General features: G+C 59.3%; 8 protein-coding genes. 6 read left to right on the forward strand and 2 right to left on the reverse strand.

What is annotated here, in order from left to right:
- Nucleotides 1-2: 2 nt before the first annotated feature.
- Together CVS29_RS15125 and CVS29_RS15130 are read right to left on the reverse strand one after the other, a co-directional pair.
- The gene (locus tag CVS29_RS15125) at nucleotides 3-1,718 is read right to left on the reverse strand and encodes an FAD/NAD(P)-binding protein (protein ID WP_170121002.1); all 1,716 of its coding nucleotides are present in this window, start codon (nucleotides 1,716-1,718) and stop codon (nucleotides 3-5) included.
- Nucleotides 1,715-2,722: a pyridoxal-phosphate dependent enzyme gene (locus CVS29_RS15130; protein ID WP_110107162.1), complete on the reverse strand. Its 1,008-nt coding sequence runs from the start codon at nucleotides 2,720-2,722 to the stop codon at nucleotides 1,715-1,717. The genes CVS29_RS15125 and CVS29_RS15130 overlap by 4 nt, the downstream gene beginning before the upstream one ends.
- Nucleotides 2,723-3,451: 729 nt before the next feature.
- Here CVS29_RS15130 and CVS29_RS15135 point away from each other — a divergent pair.
- The 6 genes from CVS29_RS15135 (at nucleotide 3,452) to CVS29_RS15160 (ending at nucleotide 12,984) form a co-directional block, all read left to right on the forward strand.
- On the forward strand, nucleotides 3,452-5,083 hold the full coding sequence (locus CVS29_RS15135) for an NAD(P)/FAD-dependent oxidoreductase (protein WP_170121003.1): 1,632 nt from the start codon (nucleotides 3,452-3,454) through the stop codon (nucleotides 5,081-5,083).
- A 165-nt stretch (nucleotides 5,084-5,248) separates the two neighbouring features.
- Nucleotides 5,249-5,992 carry an SDR family NAD(P)-dependent oxidoreductase gene (locus tag CVS29_RS15140; RefSeq protein ID WP_110107164.1) on the forward strand — a complete coding sequence of 248 codons (744 nt, stop codon included), beginning with the start codon at nucleotides 5,249-5,251 and terminating at the stop codon, nucleotides 5,990-5,992.
- Nucleotides 5,993-6,189: 197 nt separating this feature from the next.
- Nucleotides 6,190-8,397 carry a glycogen debranching protein GlgX gene (gene glgX, locus CVS29_RS15145; RefSeq protein WP_110107165.1) on the forward strand — a complete coding sequence of 736 codons (2,208 nt, stop codon included), beginning with the start codon at nucleotides 6,190-6,192 and terminating at the stop codon, nucleotides 8,395-8,397.
- Nucleotides 8,397-10,772 (forward strand): malto-oligosyltrehalose synthase, encoded by a 2,376-nt coding sequence (treY, locus tag CVS29_RS15150; protein ID WP_110107166.1) that lies wholly within the window; start codon nucleotides 8,397-8,399, stop codon nucleotides 10,770-10,772. The genes glgX and treY overlap by 1 nt, the downstream gene beginning before the upstream one ends.
- Nucleotides 10,773-10,799: 27 nt before the next feature.
- On the forward strand, nucleotides 10,800-12,587 hold the full coding sequence (gene treZ / locus CVS29_RS15155; RefSeq protein WP_110107167.1) for a malto-oligosyltrehalose trehalohydrolase: 1,788 nt from the start codon (nucleotides 10,800-10,802) through the stop codon (nucleotides 12,585-12,587).
- Between the two features lie 34 nt (nucleotides 12,588-12,621).
- Nucleotides 12,622-12,984, forward strand: a complete 363-nt coding sequence (locus tag CVS29_RS15160) for a VOC family protein (protein ID WP_218868079.1) — start codon at nucleotides 12,622-12,624, stop codon at nucleotides 12,982-12,984.
- Nucleotides 12,985-13,227 lie beyond the last annotated feature (243 nt).

Consider the following 13,227-nt stretch of genomic DNA (forward strand, 5'->3'; position numbering starts at 1 on the left):
TCCTAGCTGTCAGGTTGAGCGGCGGCACGGGCAGCAACCCGTTGGGCCCACAAACGGTATTCTCCATGCAGGGATCTGTTAAGGGTGTCATGACCCAAGGTTGGATCTTCGGTAGGGCGGCCCAAGGCTGCCAACCGTTCATTTCTAGACCCATCACGAGCCAAGCATGTTCCGTCGAGATCGGTCAACAGGCCACGCTCTCCCGGACGCACCATGACTTCTCCGGCCCTCAAAAGCTGAGCCGCCAGGTCACTGTTGGGTTCGGCCTCTGGCGCTGGCCTCCGGAGCACTCCGGGTCCCGGGGTCACGGCATCAACGAGAACGGCACCTGCAGGCGGTTTCTCCCCGGCACCGGCAACATGGAGGATTCCGGCCTCTAATAGCGCCACCAACTTGCGCGCGGTGAGCTCCGGCGGACCGAAGGTAAACTTTTCCAAGTTTCGGGCCACCCGGGTAAAGAGGCGCCATTCGCCCGTGGTCCGCGGAAGCCTATCCATGGCCACCACCAGCTCAGCATAGAGCCCGGACCATACCCTGGCCCAAATCCACCCCGTCGTGACGGGCGCCCTGAGCTGATTGACGCAGAGGCTGTTCCGCAGCAGTACGGCTGCGTTCGTTTCCTGTGACAGCTTTCCTGTATCAGGGCTGGCGCTTACGGAGTCTCCTGTCAACGCTGTTCGCCACAACTCAAGAGCACCTGTCGGGGCCCCCATAAGACGTGCACACTCCATGGCACATTCGAGCAGGACGCGCCACATCCCGGCCAGCGCCTGTCCGGCCACTACCTGCTTCGCCAAGGCGTGCTCGGCCAGTACCCGCCCCGCTGGCCTGCGCCAGGATGGCCTCCGCCCGGCGTCGGAATTGGGATCCCGGGTCTGCACACCCCACTGGCGCAACCGTTGCCGGTACACATCAAGGCAGGGCGAAATCTCTGCTGGCACATGCTCGGGTTTGGGCTCCATCAACGCCCCGCTTCGGGAGAAAAAAGTGATTCGGCGCGGCTCTTCCCCGCTCGGGATATACAGAACGCCGTCGCTGCCGTCCCCGGAGGGCTGCCATGTTCCGCCCCGGCCCTCTGTGAGGAGCAGAGCTACATCGTAGGCCGTCAACGCTGCTCCCCGAATCCAAACCTCGGCTCCACCTGCAACGTCCGTCTTGTTCAGAGCGGTGTAGTCCCCCATCAGTGGGCTGGAATTGAGCGCCCCTGCTAGCGGATCCGGACGCAGTTCACCGGCAAGCCCGTGCCCCGTAGCCCCGTGCCCCGTAGCTAGGAGAACCTCGTCATACTCTTGTGAACTCAAGGGCCCGCTGACTCGCCACCGCGATCCGTGGCGCTCCACCCCGGTGACTACTAGCGGGATATGAGTGAGCCCAATGTTCCCGTGATGGTACAAAAGCTGGAATTGTTCATTCAAGTACCTGCCCACAAATACCCGCGGGGGATACTTTTCTTTCGATCGTTCAGGGGCAACGCGGGCAATCCAGCGAGTGAAGTTTTCCTGGCTCAGCGATGATGAGGCATCGACAATCCCCGCGTTGACATTGAGCCGCAGCACTTCTGGCTGAGTGACCCGCCAGACACTGCCCGCACCGGGCGGCAGTGGATCATAAACGTCAACACTAATCCGCGGTGACTGCGCGGCAGGGATGAGATCGTGCAGTGCCAGTAACGCGAAAAGGCACTTGGGCCCACCTCCAATGACAGCTATCCGGATCAAGGGTTCGAGCGTGTGTTGATGGTGAGATCTGCACGTGGTTCTTGGTCCCCCGCGGGCTCGGCATTGAGTGTGCTGCGGACCCATTCGTCATTGTAAACGCTCTGCAAATAAGGCACTCCGGAGTCATGGACCATAAAGGCTAAGCGTGTCCCGGCTTTTAGATTGGGCACCAGAGTATCCATGGCAGCAACAATGGCACCGGTGGAGGCCCCGGCAAGAATGCCTTCACTGTGGGCAAGCCGCCGGCAACCGCGCACCATGTCTATCTCCTGAATCTGGAACACGAGGTCCGGCTCGGCGGATGCGGCTAACTCCGGCAGTATTCCGGCGCCGAGCCCTGGTAGCCGGCGTGTACCTTCTTGCCCACCGAAGAGAACCGACCCCACGGAATCGACAGCCACAATCTTCGTTTTTAGCCCGTGCTCCCGCACGTACTGCTGGCACCCGAGCAGGGTGCCGGTGGTGCTCGTGGCAACGAACAAATAGTCCAGATTGCCCCCGGATCCGGCGATGATTTCAGGCATGGTCGTTTCAAAGTGTGCCCGTGGATTGGCCAATGAACCATATTGGTTAGTGGTCACGGAACCCGGATTCGTTGCCAACAGTTCGCTGACCCGGCGGCGGCGTGCTGCCAGCTTATTTCCGTCAGCTGGGGTCCGCACCAGATCAACCCTTGCTCCGTAGGCTTCCATGAGTTCCAAAGCCAAAGGATTTGCATTCTCATCCACCACAGCCGTGAACCGCAGACCCCTCACCACACACTGCCTGGCTAAGGCAATACCCAAATTCCCGGAGGTCGATTCGATGACCATGCCCCCAGGCTGGAGCGCAGCCGAGCCAAGAAGTTCTTCGATCAGCCCATTTGCTGTTCGTTCTTTGGTGCTTCCCGCCAGCTGGAGCAAGTCAAGCTTGGCGTAGACATCAACGTCATAACCGTCAAAGAGTCTGTGGACCTTGACCGTTGGAGTAACCAATGGCTGCAATAATCCCAAATCGTTCAACATAGCTTCCCTTACTCCTAACTTCTACGCACCAAAAAACGCTGCGCCAATAATTGTGAAAACTATTAGATTCTCTAACTCGCTAAAAGCTCACTGCCTTCACCCTTCTAGCGCCCCACGCAGATTTTTTACTCGTGTTGCAAATCTAGATTTCCGTTGCTTTAGAGTATTGCTCACCCGGGTGGAGAAAAGCTTGAAATACAGGGTCCTGTCATGAACCTGACCGGGCGGGGCTTGAACTAGCCAGACCGCGGTTGGCGCTCCTCAGCACGCAAAGGCGCAACGATGACTTGGTTGTACCGTTTGCTACTTGCATAACTTTTGTACCAAATTGCATGACTTTCATACCAGAAGCCTAGTGCTGGCAGGGATGAACGTCTTCACCCTAAGGGGTGAATTATTCTCCCCCGCAGCGGTGGAATAAGGGCCCTTCGTATCGACCTAGCGCCTCGAAAGTGGAAGGGGGGGGCTTCCCTCAGTGAGAAAACATTTTTACAGGGTTACCGCAATGCCTGTGATGCGTACTGCGGTGAAGAGTAACGCCTACTACGGCGAACAATGAACCGTAACCGTATGTGGCGGCGGCGGTTCATCGAGTTGGGCGCCTGCGCGGAGAGCGATCTTGTGAGGAGAATTAGAGGCCGTTCGCTCTCTTTCAGTGCCGGATCGAGGCTAAGCTCTGGTATCGGCGCAAAGTAGTGCGATGACTCCTGACCGAAGAGGAAAATTGCTGTGAAAGTAATTGTGATTGGTGCAGGACTAGCTGGGCTGCGTGCTGCAGGACTAGCTGCCAAAGAAGGGCACGACGTCACGGTGTTGGAAGCCTCCCAAAGTGTGGGCGGTCGCGTCGATACCGAGCTAATTGACGGATTTCGGTGCGACCGGGGGTTTCAGCTTATTAACCCGAGCTATCCAGATGCGCAGGCTGCACTGAACCTCAATGACCTCGATCTGCATCCATCAGGACGTGGTGTTGCTATTCGGAATGGTTCCGGCGTTCAGGTACTAGCGGATCCTTTCCGGCATCCCGCGTACCTGAAAGGGCTGCTAGGAGGTACCCTCACGTTAGGAGACGTCGCTGCGCTCATCCGTTGGAACCGCTTGGCCAGAAGCGACTCACTGACTCTGCAACAAACCATTGACAGCGCTGGTTTCTCGCTCCCACTACGCAAAGTCATTGAACAGTTCTTTTCAGGTGTGGTGGCAGATCCCGATCTAAAAACCGTGGCTTCTTCAGCTCAAACACTGGCCTGGTATTTCGTCAAGGGAATCCCGTCACTGCCGGCGCAAGGAATGGAGGCAGTGGCACACCAGCTAGCCGAGCCGATATTGGAACACATCCGATTCTCAACGCCCGTAGAATCGCTCATCAGCCACAATGGCCAAGTGCGCGTGGTCTGTAGCTCTGGTGAAGAGCTGATAGCAGACCGGGTGGTAGTAGCCGCAGGCCCCAGGACGAGTGCCCGGCTCACCGGACAGCCAGAACCCACCATGAATTCCCTGACCACGTGGTGGTTCGATGCTGCGCACCGTCCCAGTAAGTTGCCCTTCCTCTACCTTGATGTCCGAGAAGAATCCCGACTGATCCACACATCGGTGATCTCCAACATCTGCCCGTCCTACGCCCCTGCCGGACGCCATCTGGTGCAAGCAACAGCAGTAGGTGCGCATGGGTTGGAGGACAGCGAAGCCATGGCCCAAGCCGCCAGCATCATGGGAGTTCATAATCCTGACTGGAGACTGCTGGTGCGCCACGACATTGTGAATGCCTTGCCCTGCCTCGAACCCGGGCAACGTCCCCTGGAAAGTGGGATCGACGGCGTGATAATCGCCGGTGACACTACCGAACCCTCCATTCAAGGCGCTCTGGCTAGCGGCGTTGCAGCCGCACGGGCCTTGGGATCTCCAACAGGAGTGCTCCCAGCGCGTGAGCGCTTCAACGATACGTTCACCCTTCGAATTCGGTGTATCGGCGATGCTAGTGGCATCTGGGAAAAACTGACCAATCTGGATAACCACACCCGAGCCATTCCCCTCACCGTAGTAACGCCAGCACAAAGCCGGATGATCGACGGCCTGGAATTCGTTGGGCTCACGTCCTTGGGGCCAGTGAAAATGGCAGACCGCATGCTGGTCCGCCGAGCCGAGGCGCCAACTCCTGGAAAGCCGGGACTTCTCCAGGTCTCCAAATTTGGTCCGGTAGCAGGAGAAGTGGAGGCCAGCATTGCCCAACTCGGCTCCGAGGTAGAGGTCATCTGGCGCCAAAGCCTCCAGCCAGCCTGGTTGCCCCGTTGGCTCAGACCCCTGGGAACTGTTGTTGCACGGGCCGGCTACAGCATTGGGTTACGTAAACTGCTGACCTGAAAAGAGCTGTGCCGAGATGGCCCCGGTTGTAGCCATAAAAGAAGGCAAGGGAGTCTAAGCTTCGACGTTTCCAGCATGCACACAAGATTTTGTGATTGTGTATAGGGGCAAAGTGCAGAGGGGTGCTCAACACCCTCATATTATGAAAATGAATAGGGAGCCACCATGCAGCTCGAAAACAAGGTCATAGTCGTCACCGGTGGAGCTTCCGGAATTGGCGGCGCAATTTCCCGGGTACTGGTGGCCCGCGGTGCCAAGGTTGTGGCAGTTGATATCAACGCGGAAGCGGGAGAGTCCCTGACCAAGGACCTCGGCGCTAACGTGCGGTTCCTGCTCGGTGATGTCAGCGAGCAGGACGTTGCCACGAACGCCATGGAAATGGCCACATCAAGCTTCGGCGGGCTGGACGGGCTGGTCAACAACGCCCATGCATCACGGCAAGCCATGTTCAATGAACTGACCGAAGAGCAGTGGGACCTCTCCTTCAACACAGGTTTCCGCGCTACCCGCCAGTTCATGGCGGCCGCCTACCCACTTCTGGCCGTCAACGGCGGGTCCGTGGTGAATTTCGGTTCAGGCTCGGCCATCGTGGGGCAACAGACCCAGGCTGCCTACGCCTCCGCCAAGGAAGCCATCCGCGGGCTCTCACGTGTCACTGCCAACGAATGGGCTAAGGACAACATCCGTGTCAACGTTGTTTCCCCCATGGCATTGACCGCAGGGGTGAAGGCGTGGAGCGAGGCCTTCCCGAAAATGTACCAAGACTCGTTGGAGAAGGTGCCGTTGGGCCGTTTCGGTGATCCTGAAACGGATGTTGCACCCGTGGTGGCATTCCTGCTCTCCGACGATTCACGGTACATGACGGGGCAAACCCTGATGGCCGACGGCGGTGCGAACAAGCTCTACTGATTCCCGGCCGGCCCCTACAAAGTGGAAATGTGAGCACCGGGACAGGGGCCGGCGGCCGCGGCGCCCTAGCCGGCGCCAAAGCCGACGCGGGAGTTCACCGAGCAACAAGTTGACCCTGTCCATCAGGTATTGTGACGTGCACGCACTGAAAGCGCGTGCGGCACCGCACAACGCTGATCTCTCACTCTGGAGGACACTTGGAAGTTTGGCCTGGAAATGCCTACCCCTTGGGAGCCACCTTCGATGGAACGGGCACCAACTTTTCGCTCTTCAGTGAACGCGCCGAGAAAGTGATGCTGTGTCTTCTGGCCGAAGATTTGACGGAGACAGTCATCGAGATGGAGGAAGTGGACGGCCACGTTTGGCACTGCTACCTTCCTGAGGTGCAACCGGGCCAGCAGTATGGCTACCGAGTTCATGGACCGTACAGCCCTGGGCAGGGCCTGCGTTTTGACCCGAACAAGCTCCTCATGGACCCGTACGCAAAATCCATCCATGGTCAGATTGACTGGGATCCTTCCTTGTTCTCCTACCAGTTCGATGATCCGGACGCGCGGCAAGAAGAAGATTCAGCACCGCATGCCATGTACAGCGTGGTCATCAACCCATTTTTTAGTTGGGACGGGGACCGCCAGCTGCGCATCCCGTACCACGAGAGTGTTATCTACGAAGCCCACGTTAAGGGCCTCACTGCGCTCCAGAGTGAAATACCCGAGGAGCAGCGCGGCACCTATGCCGGCGTTGCCCATCCGGTGATGCTGGACCATTATCGAAAACTTGGCGTCACCGCCGTCGAACTCATGCCCGTCCATCAATTTGTCAACGATGGCACGTTGATGGAGAAGGGCCTCAGCAACTATTGGGGCTACAACAGCATCGGCTTCTTTGCCCCGCAGAACACCTACAGTTCCTCGGGTGAGCACGGCGGCCAGGTCCAAGAATTCAAGGCCATGGTCCGCGACCTTCACAAAGCGGGGATCGAAGTCATTCTCGATGTGGTTTACAACCACACCGCAGAAGGCAACCATTTGGGGCCTACCTTGTCCTTCAAGGGCATCGACAACGCGGCGTACTACCGTCTCGTTGAAGATGAACCCCAGTACTACATGGACTACACCGGTACAGGAAATTCGCTGAACGTCCGGCATCCCCACTCCTTGCAGCTCATCATGGACTCCTTGCGCTACTGGGTGCTGGAAATGCATGTGGATGGCTTCCGTTTCGATTTGGCGTCCACCTTGGCGCGTGAATTCTATGCCGTGGACAAGCTTTCCACCTTCTTTGAAATGATCCAGCAGGATCCGGTTATTTCGCAGGTGAAACTCATTGCCGAACCTTGGGATGTGGGCCCTGGCGGTTACCAAGTGGGTAACTTCCCGCCGCAATGGACCGAATGGAACGGCAAATATCGGGACACTGTGCGAGATTTCTGGCGGGGGGAACCGGCAACCCTTGCCGAATTCGCGTCCCGGCTGACCGGATCTGCGGACCTGTATGAAAATTCCGGACGCCGCCCCGTGGCCTCCATCAACTTCGTCACAGCTCACGACGGATTCACGCTGCGGGATCTGGTCTCCTACAACGAGAAGCACAACGAAGCCAACGGCGAAGACAATAACGACGGCGAATCGCATAACCGCTCGTGGAACTGTGGGGTTGAAGGCCCCACAGATGACCCTGCTGTGCTGACCCTGCGCGCACGCCAGCAGCGCAATATCATCACCACGCTGCTGCTCTCTCAAGGCGTTCCGATGATTGTGCACGGGGATGAACTAGGCCGTACCCAGCAAGGTAACAACAACACCTACTGTCAGGATTCCGAGCTCAGCTGGGTGCATTGGGATGCTGTGGACCAGCCCTTGGTGGAGTTTACGGCCAAGGTGAACCAGATCCGCTCCGACCATCCCGTTTTCCGGCGCCGCGGCTTCTTTGACGGACGGCCGGTTGTTCGCGGAGAAGGCGAAGCTCTCCCGGACATCGTCTGGATCAGGCCGGACGGGGCGGATATGCGCCCCGAAGACTGGGACAGTGGATTTGGCCGCTGCGTGGGCGTCTTCTACAACGGAGAAGGCATCAGGGAACAAGACAGCCGCGGACGCCGCATCACTGACAAGAGCTTTTTGCTTTTGTTCAATGCCGATGACCAAGCCCTGAACTTCCAACTCCCCCCTAAGGAATATTCTCCGTCATGGGAGATTCTGGTGGACACTGCAGGAGGCGCCGATAAAGAGCTTCCCGATGCTGGCGCAACCGTTGAATTGGCGGCAAAGTCCACGATGGTCCTGCGCGCCTATTCCGGCCCAGAAGAACTGGTTGACTACTCCGCCGCAGCGTCTTTGGCTGCCATGACCGCGGACACCACGGACGAACCCGAAGGTGACACCCCAGCCGAAGGAGCTGTGTGATGAGAGTCCCCTCTTCCACATACCGGCTGCAACTGAACGCCGACTTCACCTTGGTTGATGCGGCCAACACCGTGCCATACCTGAAGTTGCTAGGCGTGGATTGGGTGTACCTCTCCCCCATTCTGACGGCGGAAAAGGGCTCAACTCACGGGTACGACGTCACGGATACCTCCACCATTGATGCCGACCGTGGCGGTCCGGAGGGGCTGATGGCTCTCTCCCAGGCGGCGCGCGAGGCGGGTCTTGGCGTGCTGGTGGACATTGTGCCCAATCACATGGGAGTAGCAACACCCAAGGCGAACCCCTTGTGGTGGTCCCTCCTGAAAGAGGGCCAGGACTCGCCGTGGGCCAGCGCGTTCGACGTCGACTGGGCGGCCGGAGCGGGGCGGATCCGCATCCCCATTCTCGAAGATGACCAAGATGTTGAGGTCCTTGAGATCAAAGATGGCGAGCTCTGCTATTACGAGCACCGCTTCCCGCTAGCACAGGGCACGTTCTCGGAGGGCCAGACAGCGGCCCAGGTTCATGACCGGCAGCACTACGAGCTGATCGGGTGGCGCCGGGCAGACTTTGACTTGAACTACCGCAGGTTCTTCGCCGTGAATTCTTTGGCCGGTCTGCGTGTAGAGGACCCGGAGATTTTTGCCCAGTCCCACCAAGAGATTTTGCGCTGGTTTGATGATGATCTGGTGGATGGGCTGCGCATCGACCATCCCGACGGTTTGGCTGATCCGGAAGGTTACTTGCACCGGCTCAGGCAGGGAATCGGCGGCAGGTATGTGCTGGTGGAGAAAATCCTCGAGCCGGGCGAGGATCTTCTCCAAAGTTTCGATTGCGAGGGCACCACGGGCTACGACGCCTTGGCGGACCTAGACCGGGTACTCATTGACAACACCGGGCAGCCGGGCATCAATGCTGTCAGTGCCACGCTGCGCGGCGGTCCAATACCGGACTACGAGGAGACCATCCACGGCACCAAGCGGCGCGTCACGGATGGAATATTGCACTCGGAAATGCTGCGGTTGGCCCGGCTGGTGCCGGAGAACACCAGATTGGGTGTTGAGCACTGGGCTGATGCACTCTCTGAAATCATTGCCTGCTTCCCCATCTACCGGACGTACCTGCCAGAGGGTGCGCAGATTTTGCAGGCGGCGTGCGCCGAGGCTGCCCGCAGGCGCCCCGACCTCCAGGATGCGGTGGGGATCCTTTTGCCGCTGCTGCTGGAGGTGGGCCCGGACCACGGCGCTGAGCTGGGCCGTCGCTTCCAACAAACCTCCGGTATGGTCATGGCCAAAGGGGTGGAGGACACCGCCTTCTTCCGCCACAACCGCCTGGGCACTTTGACGGAGGTGGGGGCGGACCCCACGGAGTTCGCCATCCCACCGGCAGAATTCCACGCCCGGATGCGCCGCCGTCAGGAGCGGATCCCGCTATCTATGACCACGTTGAGCACCCATGACACCAAACGCAGCGAGGATACCCGGGCCAGGATTTCTGTTTTGGCGGAACTGCCGGCTGTGTGGGGGCAGTTTGTGCAGCGCATGCAGGCCTTGGCTCCGCTGCCTGACGGACCGCTGGCCAATTTGCTGTGGCAGGCCATAGCCGGTGTCTGGCCGGCGGACCGCGGCAGGCTTCACGCTTACGCTGAAAAGGCAGCCCGTGAAGCCGGGAAATCAACCGATTGGGCCCACCCGAAGGAGAGCTTCGAAGAGCGGTTGGCGGAGGTGGTTGATGCTGCCTTCGACAACCCGCAGGCGCACCGCGAGCTGGAGACGCTGGTTGCCCTGTTGGAGCCCTATGGGGCATCCAATTCTCTCTCCGCAAAAATTGTTCAGCTCACCATGCCCGGCGTTCCGGATGTCTATCAGGGTACCGAGCTGTGGGACCGTTCCCTCACGGACCCGGACAACCGCCGGCCCGTCGATTTCCGTGCACGCCAGCGGATGCTGGAGCAGCTGGACGAAGGCTCGCTGCCGGCGTCGGCCGCTGGGGAGCAAGCAAAGCTGCTGGTGACCTCGCGTGCGCTTCGGCTGCGCCGCACCTACCCACAACTGTTCGCCGGCTACACCCCCGTGTATGCCCAAGGCACGGCAGCGAAACACCTGCTGGCCTTCAGCCGCGACGGCGGTGACGGCCAAGGTGCGCTGACGCTGGCAACCAGGCTTCCCCATGGGCTGAAACAAATGGGCGGTTGGCGAGAGACTTACATCCGCCTAGCCAGCAATATGTCTGATGAGCTGACAGGCCGCAGCTTCACGGCGGGCGAGGTGCCCGTAGGGCAGATCCTTTCCAGCCATCCCGTGGCCCTCCTGAAACCCGAGACCCACCTCGAGCCGCTATCAAGTGGCCTGGCCCCGGCCGCTACCCCCGTTTAATCCCTCAAGAGTGAAAAGGAGAGTGCCTTGACCCACCAGGGACCAGAGCGCGGACGCTTCGATGTGTGGGCTCCGGCCGCAGATACTGTGATTCTGCGCGCTGACGGGACCGAACATGCCATGACGCGGTGCAGCGACGAGCCCGCCGGGGATGAGGGCTGGTGGACCTGTCCCGGTGCCCCCACGGGCGCTGAGGTGGACTACGGCTACCTGCTGGACGGGGACAGCACCGCCCTGCCGGATCCGCGCTCCCGCCGGCAGCCCAACGGTGTCCATTCCCTCTCGCGCACTTTCGATCCCACCGCTCACACGTGGAAGGACGGTCACTGGCACGGCCGGGAGCTGACCGGTGCGGTGATTTATGAACTGCACCTTGGCACCTTCACCGATGCGGGCACGTTGGATGCGGCAGCGCAGAAGCTGGATTACCTGACAGAGCTCGGCATTGATTTCATTGAACTTCTCCCGGTCAATGACTTTAACGGCACTCACAACTGGGGATACGACGGCGTGCTCTGGTATGCGGTCCATGAGGGCTATGGCGGCCCGGCCGCCTACCAGCGCTTCGTCGATGCGGCACACAGGGCGGGGATCGGCGTCATCCAGGACGTGGTGTACAACCATTTAGGTCCCAGTGGGAACTACCTTCCCCGTTTTGGCCCCTACCTCAAAGAGGGGGCCGGCAACTCTTGGGGCGATTGCGTGAATTTGGACGGACAGGGATCGGACACTGTCCGGAGCTACATTCTTCAAAACGCTGCCATGTGGCTGCGGGACTTCCATGTGGATGGCCTGCGGCTGGACGCCGTCCACGCGTTGGAGGATGAGCGGGCACGGCCCCTTCTTGAAGAGCTGGCAGAGATGTCCCAGGCCGTCTCTGCCGAGACCGGCCGGGCCGTGTCCATGATCGCAGAATCAGATCTCAACGATCCACGGCTGCTGTATCCGCGATCGGAAAATGGCAACGGGCTGCGAGCGCAATGGTGTGATGACTTCCATCATGCCGTGCATGTCAATGTCAGCGGCGAGACCGCGGGTTACTACGCAGATTTTGATTCAGTGGGAGCGCTTGCCAAGGTATTACAGGAGGGCTTCTTTCACAACGGGAGCTACTCCAGTTTCCGTGGCCGCCATCACGGCCGGGAGATCAACAAAAAGATGGTGCATCCCTCCGCGTTGGTGGTGTGCAATCAGAATCATGACCAGATCGGCAACCGTGCTGCCGGCGATCGTTTGTCACAGACCCTGGAGTATGGGCAGCTAGCAATCGCCGCTGTGGCAACACTAGCTTCGCCCTTCACACCCATGCTGTTCATGGGGGAGGAATTTGGGGCCAGCACGCCGTGGCAATTCTTTACCTCCCATCCCGAACCGGAGCTGGCTGAAGCCACTGCGAGGGGTCGTTTGGAAGAGTTCGCGGCAATGGGATGGGACCCAATGGTGGTCCCCAACCCGCAAGACCCTGAGACGTTCACCCGATCCAAGCTCAAATGGTCAGAAGTCGCCCACGGCGATCATGCACGGCTTTTAGACTTGTACAAGAGGCTGATCTCTCTGCGGCGATCCACCCCCGAACTTAGCCAGCCGGACTTTGCTGCCACCTCGGTCCTCTTTGAAGAGGACGCGAAGTGGCTGGTATTGCGCAGGGGCGGGATCAGTGTGGCCCTGAATTTTTCCGCCAAAATGGTGGACGTGCCTGTCCATGGACAGCATCTACTGTTAGCCACTGACGGCGGGACCCAGCTAACTGGTGCTGGTTCCGAGGCCGCGTTGACATTGTCAGGTTATAGCGCGGCCATCGTAGCGGATCGCTAAGTTGATTTTGCCGTTAGAAGGAGCCCCCGTGGACATGCGTTTGGAATTGGTTCCGCTGCCTTCAACGGATGTTGAGCGCAGCAAAGCGTTCTACATTGATCAAGTGGGTTTCAAACTAGATCATGACATTGAGCCCGGCAACGGCATGCGCGTGGTCCAGCTGACACCCCCAGGATCAGCGTGCTCCATTGTTATTGGCGTGGGCATCAGCGATCCCACAGCAGCACCAGTCCATGGCTTGCATTTAGTGGTGGATGATCTTGACACCATCCGCCGGACACTTCTTGGCACCGGGGTAGAGGTGTCCGAGGTCAGCGATATGGGCGGGGGCGTCCGTTACGCCTACTTCAGCGATCCCGACGGGAATTCCTGGGCTCTTCAACAAATCTCCCGTTGACACGCCAGGTGCTACCCAGCGGTTTATATGGACCCCGCCGGATCCAGTAAGCCGTCTGAAACTTGGTTGAGAGTTACATGCTGGCTGTAGTCACCCCACGGTTGGATGAGGATGCGCGGCAGATAGAGCTCTTGACGTGTCCGCTTCCTACCACTTGAGGAAGTGGTGATGGCGCAATGCTCCCGCACCCGCAGGGTCTGCCGCAATTTATCCAGTTCCTAGGACACATTGATGATCCTCACC

Source organism: Arthrobacter psychrochitiniphilus (genome assembly GCF_003185915.1).
GTDB classification, from domain to species: domain Bacteria; phylum Actinomycetota; class Actinomycetes; order Actinomycetales; family Micrococcaceae; genus Specibacter; species Specibacter psychrochitiniphilus.